This window comes from Rhodococcus ruitaii (assembly GCF_055230935.1).
In genome coordinates, this window is sequence record NZ_JBUYWC010000002.1 from 259,532 (window position 1) to 275,471 (window position 15,940).

The following is a 15,940-nucleotide window of genomic DNA, read 5'->3' on the forward strand; positions in this document are numbered from 1 at the left end:
CCCGTTACAAATTCGAGCTGTGAGGGGTCGCAAGCGGTTCGACGTCTCGGGTCGGCGTGTCGTCTTCGACGTCTGGGACCAGCCCACCGGTCGCGAGTTGCCACAGGGTGGTGTACAGACCGTCCGCGCGGTGCAGCGTCTCGTGCGGTCCACTCTCGACCACTCGGCCCCCGTCGACCACCACGACCAGGTCGGCGCGCGCCGCGGTGGCGAGCCGGTGCGCGACGATCACCGCAGTCCGCGACCGGGTCAGCGATGCCCCGGCCTCGAGCACCGCCTGCTCGGTGGCCGGATCCAGGGTGGCGGTCGCTTCGTCCAGCAACAACAGATCCGGATCGACGAGTTCCGCCCTGGCCAGAGCGATCAACTGACGCTGACCCGCCGACAGGCCCTGCCCACGTTCGCCGACGGGGTGCAGCATCCCGTCGGTGAGGCCGGCGATCATGTCGAGAGCACCCACAGCGCGCGCCGCGGATTCGATGGTCGAGCGGTCGGCATCGGGTCGGCCGTACGCGATATTGCTCGCTACCGTCCCGGTGAACAGATGCGCCTCCTGCGGGACCACGCCGAGGCGGCCACGATATTCGGGCAGCCGGTATTCGCGCAGATCCGTCCCATCGACCCGCACCGCGCCGGACGTCGGGTCGTAGAAGCGGGCCAGCAGTTTGACGATCGTCGACTTCCCGGCCCCCGTGCGGCCCACCAACGCGACGGTCGATCCCGGGGGGAAACTCAGGTCTACGTCGGCGAGCGCATCGGTGTCGGCTCCGCTGTACCGGAACCCGACCCCATCGAGACGAACGTCGCCGCGTAAGTGCCCGGACACCTCGACGGTGCCCGCCGGACCGGACTCGAGAGAACTCTCGGTTGCGAGCAGCTCGCCGATCCGGCGCAACCCGACGCGTGCCTGCTGATACCCGTCGAACACCTGCGACAACTGCTGAATGGGGCCGAACAGAAGATTCAGGTACAGGACGAACGCGATCAGCACACCCGCGGTGGTGGCGCCGGACGAGACCTCGCGGGCGCCCACGAACACGACGGCGGCCAACGCCAGATCCGACAGGAAGGTGATGAACGGGAAGAACAGGGAGATCGCTCGCTGCGACCGCATGCGGCTCCGACGGTACGCGTCGGCGCGTTCCGCGAACCGGCGTGCGGAGGTCTCCTCGCGGCGGTACGCCTGCGCCGCACGCAGCCCGGTCACGTTCTCCTGGAAGTCAGCGTTGACCAGGGAAATTCGTTCCCGTGAGACTGCATATGCCACGCCCGAGACCCTCCGGAACCACAGCGTGGCCACCACCAGCACCGGGATCACACCGAGCACCACCGCCGCGAGCGACGTGTCGGTGGCCAGTAGAGCCACCGAGATACCCAGCAGGGTCAGCACACTCACTACCGCGGTGGACAGTCCCGTCTGAATGAACTGCGACAGCGCGTCGACGTCGGTGGTCATCCGCGTCATGATCCGGCCCGACAGTTCGTGCTCGTAGTAGTCGAGGCCCAGCCGCTGCAGGTGCGCGTAGCTGCGTACCCGCAATCCGAACAGCACTCGTTCCCCGGCCCTGGCGGTGAGGACCGTCAGGACGGCCACCGCGACCCACCCGAGCAGCGCGAGGGCGACGCCCATCGTCGCAGCGAGCCACAGCATGGCGGGGTCGCCGGGGGTGACACCCCGGTCGACGGCGAACCGCACGATCGACGGGAAAGCGATGTTGATCGCCGATTCGACCGCCAGACAGACGATCACTGCGGCGAGCAGCCAGCGCACCGGGCGTAGCGTCCGAAGGAGCCGGAACTGCGGGTCGGGCCGACGCAACGCACGCGACTGCAGGTCGGGGTCGGTGCCGGGGTGCTCGGTGGCCGGCGGCAACGCGGCGACCGCCGCGCGCAGCTCGGAGGTGGGTGCTACCGCGCCGAGCGCGCCGCTCATGGGACCGCCCCCGCCGCGGGGGCCGGGAGTGAGGGCAGCCGGCCGGCTCGGCGAATCGTCGCCGGACGGGGTCTCCTTCTCTGGCCACAGCGCGTGCGAGCCGGAATCGCTCTGCCGGGGCGATGCGGGCCGTTCAGCGGGAACATCGGGTGTTGTGCCCGTCAACAAGCGTCGGAACACCGGGCTGCGTCGATCGAGTTCATCGACGGTCCCGATGTCGACGATCCTGCCACCGTCGAGCACGGCGACGCGGTCGGCGAGCGTCAGCGTCGACCGGCGGTGCGCGAGCACCAGTGTGGTGCGGTCGGCCTGAGCGCCGAGTGCAGCGTAGATCGCGGCCTCCGTCTCGGCGTCCACCGCGGATGTCGCATCGTCGAGGATCAACACGCGGGGGCTCAGTAGCAGCGCCCTGGCCAGCGCCACACGTTGCCGTTGCCCACCCGAGAGGGTGAGACCGCGCTCACCGACGACGGTGTCGTACCCGTCTGGCAGGGAATCGATGAACTCGTCGGCGCGTGCCGCGGCAGCGGCGGCGCGGATCTCCGCGTCGGTGGCGTCGGGCCGGCCCAGCGCGATGTTCGACGCGATGGTGTCGGAGAACAAGAACGGTTCGTCGAACACGAGACTCACCGCTTCACGCAGCCGGTCGGCGCGCAGTGAGGCCACATCGACGTCGCGGCCATCCGATGTCAGGCACACCGCGCCCGCCGACGGTGTGTAGAAGCGTGGCGCGAGCAGAGACAGGGCGGTCTTGCCCGACCCGGCAGGCCCGACGATCGCGACGGTCTCGCCGGGCAGAACCTCGAGGTCCATCCCGTCGAGGACGTTGCGGCCCTCGTCGAAGCCGAAGGTGACACCCCGGAATGCGAGCCCGAGCGAACCGTCGGGGAGCGGTACGGGATGCGGAGGATCAGCGACGTCGGGCTCGGTGTCGATCACCTCGTACACCCGCTCGACCGCGGCGCGTGAGAGCTGCGCCATGATCACGACCTGCGCCAACGTGCGGGTCGTCGCGCTCATCGTGGCGACATACGCGGTGAACGCGACGAAGGTACCGACGGTGATCGTGCCGTTCAGGGTGAGCGACCCGCCCAGCGCGATCGTCGCAACCAGACCGAGCTGCGGGATCGCACCCATCGGCGCAGCGAATCGCGCATTGATACGAGCCGCTCGCATCCGCTCCGAGTACAGGATCCGGCCGTGGGCCTCGAGCTGATCGACAGCGCGGTCTTCTTGGCCGAACCCCTTGACGACGCGGACGCCGGTGACCGTTTCCTCGACGTGCTGCGCGAGGTCGGCGGCGCGCTGCTGCGCCGACCATGTCGCGGCGAAGACCTTGGGCCGGACCACCCGCACGATGGTCACGATGACGGGCACGGTGGCTACGGCGATCAGCGTGAGCAGCGGCGAGAGCGATGTCATGATCGCGAGGGCCAGTACGAGCTGAAGCACTGCGCCCGCCGACATCGGGACCATGGCGAGCAGACCTTGGATGAGTTGAAGGTCGGTGATCGAGCGCGATACCACCTGCCCGGTGCGGATTCGATCCTGACCGTGGCCGTCGAGGCGTTGCAACGATCCGAGCAGGCGTAATCGGAGGTCGTGTTGGACGTCCAGCGACAGCCTGCCCGCCAGCATCCGTCGCCCGTACTGGCACCCGAACCGGATGGCGGCGCCCCCCGCGATCGCAGCGGCCGCGAGCCCTATCAGATTCGGGACCGAGGTGAATTCGGTGGCCTCACCTGTCGCGCTGTCGAGTGCGAGCTTGGTGAGCAGTGGGAAGGCGATGTCGATCAGGGCGGCGATCGCCGTCAGCGCAAGTGCGCCGATTGCCGTTCTGCGGTGGCGCATGCATTCTGCGCCGAGGCGGCGGACCCAACCTTGATCATGTGTGTCGTGTGGCATTTCCTCCGACATTAGCGCCGGGCTACGACAGCGCTACTCACACGAGGTCGCTATTCACACGAGGTCGCGGCTGCGGGTCCGCCACCACCCGAGCCCACAGATCAACGCGGTCCAGAAGATCAGGACGAGCGGGGCCAGCGGCCACGACACCGGCATCTCGTCCTCGCCGGACAGGTCCACGACACCGAACAGCGTGTACCAGGTGATCTGGGCAGGAAGGAACTGCGCGATGCCACCGAGACCCATGCCGTGGAGCACGAGCGAAACGGTCATCTCACCGAACGGAATCCATGCGCAGATCGCGAGAACGCTGCCCACCATCGAGCCGGTGAGCAGTCCCAGACCCGAACCGATGAGCGCCCACAGTACCGCGCAGAACAGGCCGGTGCCGAGAACACCCGCGACACTGCCGAGGTCGGCGCCCGAGAAACCACCGCCGAACATGAGGATCGTCAGAGCCGAGACGACCTCGACGATCACGCAGTACAACAGCCCGAACATCGCCGCCGTCGTGTACTTGGACGCAATCACCAGGTCACGCCCGCGGGTGGTGAGGAAGGTGGTGATGACGGTGCGGTGCTGGTATTCGCCACCGGTGTTGACGACGCCGAACAGCGCGGCGAACAGGAACACCAGGGCGAGCGCGAACGAGATACCCACCGCTGCTGCGGCAGCCTCGGCGAAGCCGGGGCCGAGGACGTCCTCGACCTGACGCATCACCGGTAGCGTGAGCGCCCCGCAGAACATCCCCACCACCAGCGGTGCGATACCCAGGATCCACCAGTACCGCAGGCCGAGCACCTTCCGGAACTCGGCTGTCAAGAGTGCAGTCACGAGTGTCCTCCGGGTCCGCTCGGCGGTTGCTGGTAGTTCGGTTGGCCCTGGTAGTTCGGTTGGCCCTGGTAGTTCGGTTGGCTCTGGTAGTTCGGTTGGCTCTGGAAGCTCTGGGCGTTCTGCGGCGCACCGAAGGTCTGCTGTGCCGCTGTGTACTGGCCGGCCGTCATGGCGAGGAAGACCTGTTCGAGGTCGATATGCTCGATGCTCGTGCCGAACAGGGTGATGCCGTGTTCACCCGCCAGGGCGGCGATGCGCTCGGGTTCGACGCCCACGACGGCCAGCCGGCCGTCGGGCTGGATCTGCGCATCGGTGACACCGCTTGCCGCGAGTACCGTCGCCAGCTTCGCGGGATCGGACACCGCGACGAGCACACGCGACCGGTACGCATTGCGCAGATCCGCCATGCTGCTCTGCATCACGAGTGCTCCGCGGCTGATGATCACGAGGTGGTCGGCCATCTGCTCGACCTCCCGGAGGATATGACTCGAGATCAAGACCGTGCCGCCCCTTCCTGCGAACGTCACGAGGAAGTCGCGAAGCCACGCCATCCCCTCCGGGTCGAGACCGTTGGCGGGTTCGTCGAGGATCAGGTAGCGAGGTTGGCCGAGCAGTGCCGTCGCCAAAGCGAGCCGCTGACGCATCCCGAGCGAGAACTCGCCGACGCGCCGCCGCGCGGCCGAGGTCAACCCCACGAGGTCGAGCATCCGGCCGGCTCGATCGTCGGGCGCCCCCATTGCCGCGCAATATGCCTTCAGATGTGTGGCTGCGGTGTGCTTCGGGTGCGCGCTGTGCGCGTCGAGCACTGCACCCACGATCTGCGCGGGCTGGTCGAGCCGAGTGAACGGCACACCGTCGATGTACGACGCACCGGCGGTGGGCCGCACCAGCCCCGTCAACATGCTCAGGGTCGTCGTCTTGCCCGAGCCGTTCGGGCCCAGAAATCCGGTGATCGACCCCCGGGGCACAGTGAAACTCAGGTTCGACACCGCAGTGACATTGCGAAACGTCTTGGTCAGCCCGTCCACTGCAATCCCAGGAGGAGGGCCGCTTGCCGGTGCCGGGAAATGCGGCTGCCCGTGCGGAGTGTGCGCTGACGGTGCTGTCACAGAGTTGCTCCCCCGGTTACCTCTCGCGGTTGTGTCGACGCGAGCATACGTGCAGGCAATCACACGGCGAGTACCTCTCGTCCGAGGCCAGTACCTCGGGTCCGGACGAGTGCCTCAATTCCCCGACTCGGGTATGGGGGCCGAACCCGAGGAGTTCGGCGCGACCGGCCACGTCGCGGGAGGGACGCCGAAGGCATCGCGGGCGTTGATGATCGTGCGCTTGCCGATCGTCCGATTTCCGGCACCACCGATCGCAGCTCCGATCCCCGCGGGCACGAGCTTGCCGAGGATCAGTACTCCCCGCTTGGCCGCATACTTCCGGACGAACTTCTTCACGAGCGTGTTGTTCATCAACTTGAGTTGGGTGCTACCAACCTGGCCCGTCAGCGCCTTCGGCCAGTTCTTCAGTGAGGTTCCGGTGGCGGCTGCGACGATCTCCTTGCCGGAATCCCCGAGTGCGATCGCGAGCACCAGCGCGCGGCGCTGGTGGTGATCGTGGGGTTCGATGCCGTGCACCGATGCGACGGCGAGGGTGAGCAGCGCCGATGCTTCGAGGAAGAACACCGACTCCGCGCCGATCGCGCCGATGGCCGCGACCGTGCCGACACCGGGGAAGGCGGCCGTGGCACCCGCGGCAGCTCCGCTTCCCGTGATGGTGGTGAGGAACTGCTTCTCGAGTCGGGTGATGATCTGGGCGGGTGATTCCTCGGGATGCGCGCGGCGCAGCATCGCCACGTACTTTGCTACCGCAGGGCCTTGCAGTCGGCTGCCGTTGTCGAGCAGCGTGATGAGCGCGCGTTCGATCGCGCCACCCTTAACGGCCTCACCGTTCTTGTCGACGGCGCCGGGACTTTCGCTCATCTCGATCCTTGTCGTGTGTGCACCGGTGGCTACCCTGGTGATTGTGGCCCGGTCGTCAACTGTTGCCGGCATGTCCGACGGCGCCCGGCAGCGGCCCGCGCCGCTGCTGCAACACTACGTGCGCTGGTACGAAGGGTATCGCCTGACGGGTTTCCCGCCGGGGCAGCATCTGGGCCTGTCGTCGCCGGATCTCACCGTCGTTCTCAGCCTCGATCAGCCAGTGGACATCACTCGGGCGGCTGCGTCGGGTCAGCAACCGGGTCGGTTCACCGCTTTGGCGAGCGGCCTGGCTACATCGGCGGTGACGATCGCACACGACGGCAATCAGCACGGAATCCAGCTCGCACTGACTCCGGCGGGAGCCCGCGCGCTCCTCGGGGTTCCGACCTCCGCGCTCGGTGCATGGGTGGTAGAACTCGAGGATCTACTGGGTTCCGACGCGAGGGAACTGCTCGAGCGGATCGCCGCGACACCCGGATGGCAGCAGCGTTTCGCGATTCTCGATGGCGTCCTCACCCGGCGACTGCTCGGTGCGCATGATGCCGCGCAGATAGATGCGCGGGTGTCGCATGCGTGGCAGCAACTCGTGACCCGCCCCGGCCGCTCCGTGCGCGAGATTGCAGACGACCTTGGATGGAGCCGGCGCTATCTGACGGCACGCTTCACCGCGGAGTTCGGCATCACACCCAAGGAATCCGCGCGCATCGCCAGATTCGATCGGTCCAAGGCGATGTTGCGCAGACCCGAAGCGCGGTTGTCCGAGGTGGCGGTGCACTGCGGGTTCTACGATCAGGCCCACCTTGCCCGCGAGTGGCGTGACTTCGCGGGCGTGCCGCCGTCGCGATGGAGACGGGACGAGGTGTTCCCATTCGTCCAAGACTCAGATGCCTGATCCGAGGAGGCTTGTCGCATGACCAGCACAGCAGCAAACCCGGAACGTACCAGTACCGACAACCACGCCCCGAACGTATGGCCGTGCCTGGCGTACACCGACGCCCGGGGCGCCATCCGCTTTCTCGTCGACACACTCGGATTCACCGAATCTGCGTGCTACGGCGACGGCGACACCGTCGACCACGCCGAACTGACGTGGCCGTACGGCGGGGGAGTCATGCTCGGCTCCGCCGGACGTGACACCCCACTCGATCAGCACGCCGACTCGGGGACGGTGTACCTCGTTGTTCCCGAGGACGCGATCGCCGACGCTCTCTACGGAAAGGTCCGCGCCTCCGCCGCGACCGTCACCGTGGAGTTGCGCGACGAGGACTACGGTTCACACGGCTTCACGTGCCGCGACCCGCAGGGAGTGTTCTGGAGTATCGGCACCTATGCGGGGCACGGATTCGGTCAGTGAACTCCTGATCGCAGAGGCGTGTGATCCGACGGCACCGTCTCCTCCGCACGCGGCGGGGGAGGCGGAGTGCCGTCACCGAACGGCCGGCCGCCGAGTTCTTCGCGGCCGTGCGGCGTCACCCAGCCCGAGAGATCGGGGCCCTTCGGTACGATCTGCGTCGGATTCACGTCGGTGTGCACGATGTAGTAGTGCTGTTTGATCTGCACGAAATCTGTCGTGTCGCCGAACCCCGGCGTCTGGAACAGGTCGCGCGCGTAGCCCCATAGCGCCGGGAACGCGGTGAGCGGATTCCGGTTGCATTTGAAATGACCGTGATAGACGGGATCGAATCGTGCGAGTGTCGTGAACAACCGGACGTCGGCTTCGGTGATCGTCTCGCCCACCAGGTAGCGCTGGTCGGAGAGCCTTTCCTCGAGCCAATCGAGCCGGGCGAACAACCGGTCGAACGCCGCGTCGTACTTGTCTTGTGACCCGGCGAACCCGCAGCGGTAGACGCCGTTGTTGACATCGCGATACACGAGATCGGCGACCTCGTCGATCTCGGTCCGCAACGACTCCGGATACAGGTCCGGTGCACCGTCGCGGTGGAACGCCGTCCATTCGGTCGAGAAGTCCAGCGTGATCTGCGCATAGTCGTTGGTGACGACTTTCCCGGTCGGTACGTCGACGATGGCGGGCACTGTGATGCCTCGGGAATAGTCGGATTGGCGCGCGAAGTACGCGTCCTGGAGACGTTCGATACCCAGCACGGGATCGACACCGCCGGGATCGAGGTCGAAGGTCCAGCTGCGCTGGTCGTGGGTCGGACCGCACAGGCCCAGCGACAGTGCATCCTCGAGACCGAGCAGTCGTCGCACGATCAACGTGCGGTTGGCCCACGGGCAGGCACGCGCAGCGACCAGACGGTAGCGTCCCGCTTCGACCGGGTACCCGTCGCGGCCGTCGGCGGTGATCCGTGTGGAGAGGTAGTGGGTGTCGCGAATGAATTCGGTACCCGGCGCGACGTAGCTCGCCTGGTCTGCGGCGCCTGTATTGTCTGCGGCTTTGCTGCTCATGGGGGTTCCTCGAATCGAATTGGTCACCGGTCTAGGTCGGCTACCGGGGCGGCATATGCAGTTTCTACCGGGCCGGTAGCCGCACTGTGGTGAGGGTTCCCCATTCGACGTACCCGGACACCGCGGCCAGCCCCCGTGCCGCCGCATTGTCGCGGCGGGCGCGCCACAGGGGGATCAGCCCGGAATCGAGCGCGTCGTGTGTGCACAGCGTCGCGACGGTGGCGCCCAGCCCGATCCGTCGATTGTCCGGCGTCGTCAGCACCCGCACGTCCGCGAGGAGCGACTGGAGTTCGCGGTAGCCCGCCGCGGCAAGTGGCTGATGGTCGTCGTCGAGCAGGACGAACGCCCGATCGGGTGCATCCGCGCCGACTTCGGTGCTGTCGTCGGGTGGGCAGCGACGTATCAGTTCGGCGAGGTCGGCGGTGTCGTGCGAGATCAGCGGATCCTTCACCCGCACCGCATCCGTCCAGTCCGGGCACAGGCAGAGCACCTCGGAGCGGACCGCGTAGCCACCTGCCGCAGCGCGCACAGCGCCTTCGTCCGCGGGTACGGACAGAGCCGCCACGGCGGACACGGCCGGTTCGGGTCCCACGACCGCGACGGCGTCACCGATGCGGAGCGCTCGAACCGTGGTGGATGTGTCGTCCACTTCCGTCACGAGTCCACCTGAAGAGAGCGCGTCGTCCGCGAGACCGAATTCGCGGCACCACGCGAGGGCCGCGATGCTCGAGAGATGGGGGTCCACGGGAATACCGTATCCCGCAGGACGAGCAGGGGACTTGTAGTGGGGCTCGGCCCAGCGGGCGGAAATTCGACGCACATCGGAACACGGTTCTCCGGCCAGAATGTGATGCACGCCATATAGTGCAAGCACGGACAGTGTTGGAGGTGGCGATGTCGCTGGCGGTCGTCGGAGTGTCCGCGGGAGCGGGTTGGCTGGAGAGTGAACGCGTCATGCGCCGCTGCGGCGGGGTTCTGCACTACGAAGACCTCGAACCGTGTCTTGCCGAGATGCTCGATCGCAGTGCGTTGCGGTACTCGAACCGTGTTGCCGCGATCGATGGAGACGGCCGCGCCGTCACCTACCGAGATCTGTGGACCGAAGCGGCGAAAGTCGCGGGAGGGCTCCTCGACCAAGGCGTCGGCCCGGCCGACCGCGTCGTGGTGCATCACCGGAACGGGTTCGAGTGGCTGCGCGCGTTCCTCGGGGTTGTGCTTGCCGGTGGTGTGCCGGTCCTGCCCGACCCCACGTGCAGCGACACAGAAGTCGACTGGTCGGCATTCGACAGCGGCGCCGTGCTCATTCTGGACGGGACTCTCCCCGAGGGAGTTCCGTTCCTCGATGGCGGTGCCTCGCCGGACGAATTGGCGCTGCTCTACTACGTCCGAGGCTGCGGTGGCGACCTGCGCGGCGTGGAACTGACCAATACGAACGTCCTGTCGACGATCGAGGCGGTGGGGCACGCCATGGATCTGGTGAACGATCCCGGCCGTACCGTGATCACCGCACCGTTGTGCACGGCGGTGGGGTGCAGCGTGCAGCTGCTCCCGACCCTCGCGTTCGGAGGAACCGTTGTCGCTGCGGGCGCGCGGGGCACCCGCGTGCCGTGGCGGCATCTTCGAGCGTCGTTCCCGGCGTCGCGTTGCATCCGAGGGTGGGGGGTCGCCGAGACCGGAGGAATCGGTCTGCTGCTGCCGTCCGAGCATCGACGCAGGCATCCGCGCAGTGTCGGTGTGCCCTTCGGTGGGATGGAGGTCGCGTTGCTTGGTCCGGAGGCCGACGAAGGACGAGGCGAACTGCTGTGCCGCGGGCCGAGCGTCGCCCGAGGTTATTGGAACAATCCTGTGGCAACCGCCGAGATGTTCGACGACGGCTGGTTCCGCACCGGAGACCAGGTCTCCATCGACGACGCCGGTTTCGTCAATCCTGTCGCAGTGCGGGTGTCGTGACGGACACTCACGACCGGGGCGGGGCAGAGTTGCACGTTCACATCGAAGGAACCCTCGAACCCGAGTTGATCTTCGCGCTCGCGGAACGCAATCGCACCGAACTCCCGTACCGGGACCTCGACGATCTGCGTGGCAGATACGAGTTCGACGACCTCGTGTCGTTTCTCGACCTCTACTACGCCAACATGGAGGTCCTGCGCACGGCAGAGGATTTCGCCGACCTCGCCCGCGCGTACTTCGCGAGGGCGGCGCAGGCCGGCATCACGCGGGCCGAGTTCTTCTTCGATCCGCAGGCCCACACGGCGCGCGGAGTGGAATTGCGCGAGGTCGTCGACGGTCTCTCCGACGCCGTCGCCGGTTCACGTCGCGAGTACGGCATCGAGGTCGCGATGATCGCGTCGATCGTGCGCGATCGCCCCGTACCCGAGGCGAACGACACCTTTACGGAGCTGATGGCGATGCAGGCGCCGATCATCGCCCTCGGACTCGATTCGGCGGAGGTCGGATATCCGCCGTCGCTGTTCGAGGATGTGTTCGCCCGGGCTCGTGCGGAAGGCCTGCGTGTCACGGCCCACGCTGGGGAAGAAGGGCCGCCGGAGTACGTCTGGCAGGCACTGGATCTGCTCGGTGCCGAGCGCATCGACCACGGTATCCGCTCTCTCGAAGATCCGGACCTCGTCACGCGCCTGGTGGAGGAACAGATTCCGTTGACGGTGTGCCCGTTGTCGAATGTCCGGTTGCGGGTGGTCGATACGCTCGCAGGTCATCCGTTGCGCCGCATGCTCGGCGAAGGATTGTCGGTGAGTGTGAACTCCGACGATCCCGCGTACTTCGGCGGGTATGTGGACGATGCGTTCACCGGGTTGCGTGAGCATCTCGGGTTGACCGACGAGGAACGGGCGGTGCTGGTGACCAACTCGATGCGCGCCGCCTTCCTCTGATCGCGATCCGCGCGCTACGCGCCGAGCACCCGCTGCAGGTACGCATTGTCGAACACCCGCTGCGGATCGACACGGTCCCGCACCGCGAGAACGTCATCGAACCGGGGGTATGCCTCACTCAGCTCGGCGGCGGTGAGCCCGTGCAGTTTCCCCCAGTGCGGGCGTCCGCCGACGGACCGTGCGATGGTCTCGAAGGCCGAGAAGTACTCGCGATGCTCGCCTCGGTGGAATTGGTGCACTGCCACATAGGCGGTGTCGCGTTCATGGGCGGTGGACAACCAGACATGGTCCGCAGCTGCGAAGCGCACCTCGATGGGGAACCCGATCCGCAGGTCCGAGCGGTTCAGCCACGTGGTGAGCTCGGTCAGGACCGTGGTCAGTGCATCGACCGGTATCGCGTATTCCATCTCCTTGAACCGCACACGCCGTTTCGACGCGAACACTCGGTGGCTACGATCGGTGTAGGTGCGCTGCGACAGTGCGCGCGACGACACGGAATTGAGTCGGGGGATGGTAGCGGGCACCCGGGTTCCCAAGTGCTGGAAAGCATTGAACACGCCGTTGGAGAGGACTTCGTCGTCGACGAACCCTCGAATCCGCCCGATGGGATCGACCGGCGCGGTGCCGGGCAGTCGGGTGTTGCTCTTGGTGAGCACACCGTCGGTATGGGGGAACCAGTAGAACTCGAAATGGTCGGCGCGCAGCCGGTCGTCGAGGCCGTCCAGAGTCTCGCTCAGGGATGCCGGTGCCTCGTGGGCGCGCAGCCGGAAGGCAGAGACGCACTCGAACGTCACGCTCGTGAGGACGCCGAACGCCCCGATCCCGAGCCGGGACACCTCGAACAGGTCGGGGTCGTGTTCGGGGGAGCACTCGACCACCGATCCGTCGGCAAGCACCGTCGTCACCGCACGAACCTGCGCTGCGAGGCCGGTGAAACCCACTCCGGTTCCGTGGGTTCCGGTGGAAATTGCCCCGGCCACGGACTGGATGTCGATGTCGCCGAGGTTCGGCAGCGCGAGACCGAGTGCCCACAGTTGCTCGCTCGTGTCGCGCAGACGTGTCCCCGCCCGCACACTCACGAGCGCGCCGGTCGCGGTGGGCGACACGGCCTCGATTCCCGTCATCCGGTCGAGTGAGAGCAGAGTTCCATCGGTGACGGCGACGCCGGTGAACGAATGGCCCGCGCCGACTGCCTTGACGCGTCGGCCCTGGTCGGCAGCGCGCGCGACTAATTCTGCAAGCTCGGCGGTGCTGCCGGGTGTATCGAACCGCAGGGGGCTCGAGTGCTCGATCCGTGCCCAGTTGTGCCACGTCGCCATCCCCACATAATCAACCTGGACACGCGTTCAAGTCAATACCGTGCTTCGGGTGCCGGTCCCGAACTACCATCGGGGAATGTCGAACCGGTTGCCTGCGGACGAGCGTCGAACCCAACTCGTCGAATCTGCACTGGAACTTGCCGAAGGCGGTGGCGTCGGCGCGGTCACGGTCCGGGCAGTTGCGGAGAACGCCGGGGTGTCGTTGGGGGTGGTGCACTACTGTTTCGACAGCAAAGAGGCGCTTGTCGTCGCGATGGCGGAGACGCTGATTCAGCAACTTGCCGACACCATGCGCACAGCGTTCGACATCCCCTACGACGAGCCTGTGCCGCAGGGCGTTCGCGGGTTGCGCGAACTGCTGTACAGAGGGCTCAGCGCCGCGTGGCCGTCGATCGAGGCCACGGCAGGGCGTCAACTCCTCACCTACGAAATCACTACCTATTCGCTTCGCCACCGCAATGCGGGTGCGCTCGGCGGCGACGTCGCGCTGCAGCAGTACCGCATCATGGACGAACAGGCGCATGCGTTCCTCGCAGCGTGTGCCGAGCAGACCGGAACGACCTGGACGGAACCGATCGAATCCGTGGCGCGGACCGCGCTTTCCCTCATCGACGGCTTCACGCTTCGCTGGCTTGTCGACCGCGAAAGCGAGTCGATCGTCGGTGAACTCGACGACATGGCAGCGATCATCGCTGCTCGTGCCGTCACAAAACCCTGACACTCACCCTGGCGCCGTACTCGCCCCGCACCGATGGGATCACCCTTGAGCACTGCTGTACCCGACAACACTGCTGTACCCGACAACACTGCTGTACCCGACACGGCGGTTCTCGACCGTCTCGATGCAGCAACGTCGGAGCTGGATCCACCGTTCGCGGCATTGGACCTGACCACGTTGCGGAGCAACGCGGATGATCTGGTGCGCCGTGCGTCGGGCACTCCCGTGCGGGTCGCGAGCAAGTCGGTGCGCTGCCGAACCGTACTCGAGGAGGTGCTCGGTTCCGGTCTCACTGCGCGGGGTGGGTTTCAGGGCATCATGGCGTACTCGTTGCGTGAGGCACTCTGGCTGGTCGAGTGCGGTGCACGCGACATCCTGCTCGGATATCCCACCGTCGACCGCGCGGGGCTCGCGGAACTCGCTGCCGACCCTGTCGCGCTCAGGGCGGTGACCCTCATGATCGATGCGCCCGCGCAACTGGACCTGATCCGAAATGCTCTGGGCGCCAAAAGAATCCGTCCCCGTGTGTGCCTCGACGTGGATGCCTCGCTGCGTATCGGACCGGTGCACCTCGGGGTACGGCGGTCGCCGCTGCGCACCCCTGACCACACAGCCGAACTCGCGCGGATCGCTGCGGCCGGTAATTTCGACGTGGTCGGAGTCATGTTCTACGAGGCGCAGATCGCGGGACTGCCCGATACGTCGCTGCCTGTGCGGCTGGTCAAGCGAATATCGGCGAGGGAACTCGCGACACGGCGAGGCGAGGTGGTCGACGCGGTCCGCACTGTCGTCGGCGACCTCGAGATCGTCAACAGTGGCGGCACCGGATCACTCGAGGTGAGTTCGTCCGATCCGGTGGTCACCGAGGTGACTGCTGGATCGGGACTGTACGTACCGACGCTGTTCGACGCTTACGACTCGTTCGCGCCGAATCCCTCGTTGTTCTTCGCCCTGGCTGCCGTGCGCAAGCCGACGCCGTCGATCACCACTGTGTTCGGCGGCGGATACATCGCGTCGGGACCGCCGGGTGCAAACCGTGTTCCCCGCCCGGTCCGGCCTGCAGGACTGAGGCTTCTGCGCAACGAGGGGGCGGGTGAGGTGCAGACCCCGGTGTGCGGCCGTGCCGCATCGGATGTCCCCATCGGTGGGCGTGTGTGGTTCAGGCATGCGAAGGCGGGGGAGTTGTGCGAGCGATTCACGCAGATTCACGTGGTCGAGGCCGGTACTCGTACGACCGTTCCGACCTACCGCGGCGAGGGCCACTGCTGGTGACCGGTCGGTGAAGGTGAGCGGATAATGCACCCATGCCGTTCTTCGACGGGGCCGCAGGCCGCATCCACTACCGCAGCTGGAATACCGACGAGGCGTCGGCCGGCGTCGTCTTTGCGCACGGCATCAGGCAGCACACGGGCAACTACCATCGCTTCGCAGCAGGCCTCGGTGCTCGCGGTATCGCGTTGTGGGGCATCGACCTGGCCGGGCACGGATTGTCCGAGGGAGAGCCCGATGCGCCGGGGCTCGTCGCGTCCCACGCAGCGGATCTGTCCGCGCTGACCACGATCGCGGAGGCCGCCGGGGCGCCGCTCGTGCTGATGGGGCATTCACTCGGTGCCGCGTCGGCGCTCGCGCTGCTGTGCACCGACGCCGATCGATTCCGGGCTGCCGTCCTGTGCGGGACTCCGCGGTCGGCGACGCGACGCGAGTTCGCGTGGGCACTGACCGAATCCCGCCTGCCCGTTCTTGCTGTGCACGGCATCGACGACCGGCTCGCTCCCGTCGAACGGGTGCGGGCGTGGGCCGTGGAGGTACCGAACCTGCAGTTCGACGAGTACCCCGACGCCGGCCACGATCTGCTCCACGAACCGGTCCATCGCGCAGTCACCCGCGACATCGCAGAATTCGTCCTCGCCGCCACTGCCGGGCCTTGACCGCTTCCCCTGAGCGAGCGAAAGTGCCATTCG

General features: G+C 66.9%; 14 protein-coding genes. 7 read left to right on the forward strand and 7 right to left on the reverse strand.

The window, feature by feature from the left end:
* Positions 1-4 precede the first annotated feature (4 nt).
* The 4 genes from ACZI8W_RS02295 to ACZI8W_RS02310 form a co-directional block, all read right to left on the reverse strand.
* Positions 5-3,838 (reverse strand): ABC transporter ATP-binding protein, encoded by a 3,834-nt coding sequence (locus ACZI8W_RS02295; protein WP_463366855.1) that lies wholly within the window; start codon positions 3,836-3,838, stop codon positions 5-7.
* A gap of 54 nt (positions 3,839-3,892) precedes the next feature.
* On the reverse strand, positions 3,893-4,672 hold the full coding sequence (locus tag ACZI8W_RS02300; RefSeq protein ID WP_463366856.1) for an ABC transporter permease: 780 nt from the start codon (positions 4,670-4,672) through the stop codon (positions 3,893-3,895).
* Positions 4,669-5,781: an ABC transporter ATP-binding protein gene (locus tag ACZI8W_RS02305; protein WP_463366857.1), complete on the reverse strand. Its 1,113-nt coding sequence runs from the start codon at positions 5,779-5,781 to the stop codon at positions 4,669-4,671. Before ACZI8W_RS02305 ends, ACZI8W_RS02300 begins: the two co-directional genes overlap by 4 nt.
* A 114-nt stretch (positions 5,782-5,895) precedes the next feature.
* Complete coding sequence (locus ACZI8W_RS02310) at positions 5,896-6,642, reverse strand: hypothetical protein (protein ID WP_463366858.1); 747 nt, start codon at positions 6,640-6,642, stop codon at positions 5,896-5,898.
* A 37-nt stretch (positions 6,643-6,679) separates the two neighbouring features.
* Between ACZI8W_RS02310 and ACZI8W_RS02315 the strand changes: the two genes are divergently transcribed.
* The gene (locus ACZI8W_RS02315; RefSeq protein WP_463367038.1) at positions 6,680-7,534 is read left to right on the forward strand and encodes a helix-turn-helix domain-containing protein; all 855 of its coding nucleotides are present in this window, start codon (positions 6,680-6,682) and stop codon (positions 7,532-7,534) included.
* A gap of 18 nt (positions 7,535-7,552) precedes the next feature.
* Positions 7,553-7,996 (forward strand): VOC family protein, encoded by a 444-nt coding sequence (locus tag ACZI8W_RS02320; protein WP_463366859.1) that lies wholly within the window; start codon positions 7,553-7,555, stop codon positions 7,994-7,996.
* Here the strand turns inward: ACZI8W_RS02320 and ACZI8W_RS02325 are convergent.
* Positions 7,990-9,051: a glutathione S-transferase family protein gene (locus tag ACZI8W_RS02325; RefSeq protein WP_463366860.1), complete on the reverse strand. Its 1,062-nt coding sequence runs from the start codon at positions 9,049-9,051 to the stop codon at positions 7,990-7,992. The genes ACZI8W_RS02320 and ACZI8W_RS02325 overlap by 7 nt on opposite strands.
* Before the next feature lie 64 nt (positions 9,052-9,115).
* Positions 9,116-9,796 (reverse strand): GNAT family N-acetyltransferase, encoded by a 681-nt coding sequence (locus ACZI8W_RS02330; RefSeq protein WP_463366861.1) that lies wholly within the window; start codon positions 9,794-9,796, stop codon positions 9,116-9,118.
* A 149-nt stretch (positions 9,797-9,945) separates the two neighbouring features.
* On the opposite strand from ACZI8W_RS02330, the gene ACZI8W_RS02335 reads away from it, so the two are divergent.
* Both ACZI8W_RS02335 and ACZI8W_RS02340 read left to right on the forward strand, forming a co-directional pair.
* Complete coding sequence (locus ACZI8W_RS02335) at positions 9,946-11,001, forward strand: class I adenylate-forming enzyme family protein (protein ID WP_463367039.1); 1,056 nt, start codon at positions 9,946-9,948, stop codon at positions 10,999-11,001.
* Complete coding sequence (locus ACZI8W_RS02340) at positions 10,998-11,942, forward strand: adenosine deaminase (protein ID WP_463366862.1); 945 nt, start codon at positions 10,998-11,000, stop codon at positions 11,940-11,942. The genes ACZI8W_RS02335 and ACZI8W_RS02340 overlap by 4 nt, the downstream gene beginning before the upstream one ends.
* 14 nt (positions 11,943-11,956) lie before the next feature.
* Here ACZI8W_RS02340 and ACZI8W_RS02345 read toward each other — a convergent pair whose 3' ends face one another.
* Positions 11,957-13,261, reverse strand: coding sequence for a D-arabinono-1,4-lactone oxidase (locus tag ACZI8W_RS02345; RefSeq protein WP_463366863.1), 1,305 nt, complete (start codon positions 13,259-13,261; stop codon positions 11,957-11,959).
* 76 nt (positions 13,262-13,337) lie between these two features.
* Between ACZI8W_RS02345 and ACZI8W_RS02350 the strand changes: the two genes are divergently transcribed.
* From ACZI8W_RS02350 to ACZI8W_RS02360, 3 genes are read left to right on the forward strand one after another with little or no spacing between them, the layout of a single operon-like run.
* A complete protein-coding gene (locus ACZI8W_RS02350; RefSeq protein ID WP_463366864.1) occupies positions 13,338-13,979 on the forward strand; it encodes a TetR/AcrR family transcriptional regulator in 642 nt (213 codons plus the stop codon).
* A gap of 45 nt (positions 13,980-14,024) precedes the next feature.
* Positions 14,025-15,251, forward strand: a complete 1,227-nt coding sequence (locus ACZI8W_RS02355) for an amino acid deaminase/aldolase (protein WP_463366865.1) — start codon at positions 14,025-14,027, stop codon at positions 15,249-15,251.
* Between the two features lie 32 nt (positions 15,252-15,283).
* Positions 15,284-15,907, forward strand: coding sequence for an alpha/beta hydrolase (locus ACZI8W_RS02360; protein ID WP_463366866.1), 624 nt, complete (start codon positions 15,284-15,286; stop codon positions 15,905-15,907).
* Positions 15,908-15,940: the final 33 nt, after the last annotated feature.

Excerpts from the sequence above, each read along its gene's own strand:
- ACZI8W_RS02295 (WP_463366855.1), bottom strand. The coding sequence starts at position 3,838 with ATGCCACACGACACACATGATCAAGGTTGGGTCCGCCGCCTCGGCGCA.
- ACZI8W_RS02310 (WP_463366858.1), bottom strand. The coding sequence starts at position 6,642 with ATGAGCGAAAGTCCCGGCGCCGTCGACAAGAACGGTGAGGCCGTTAAG.
- ACZI8W_RS02320 (WP_463366859.1), top strand. The coding sequence starts at position 7,553 with ATGACCAGCACAGCAGCAAACCCGGAACGTACCAGTACCGACAACCAC.
- ACZI8W_RS02325 (WP_463366860.1), bottom strand. The coding sequence starts at position 9,051 with ATGAGCAGCAAAGCCGCAGACAATACAGGCGCCGCAGACCAGGCGAGC.
- ACZI8W_RS02335 (WP_463367039.1), top strand. The coding sequence starts at position 9,946 with ATGTCGCTGGCGGTCGTCGGAGTGTCCGCGGGAGCGGGTTGGCTGGAG.
- ACZI8W_RS02345 (WP_463366863.1), bottom strand. The coding sequence starts at position 13,261 with ATGGCGACGTGGCACAACTGGGCACGGATCGAGCACTCGAGCCCCCTG.
- ACZI8W_RS02350 (WP_463366864.1), top strand. The coding sequence starts at position 13,338 with ATGTCGAACCGGTTGCCTGCGGACGAGCGTCGAACCCAACTCGTCGAA.
- ACZI8W_RS02360 (WP_463366866.1), top strand. The coding sequence starts at position 15,284 with ATGCCGTTCTTCGACGGGGCCGCAGGCCGCATCCACTACCGCAGCTGG.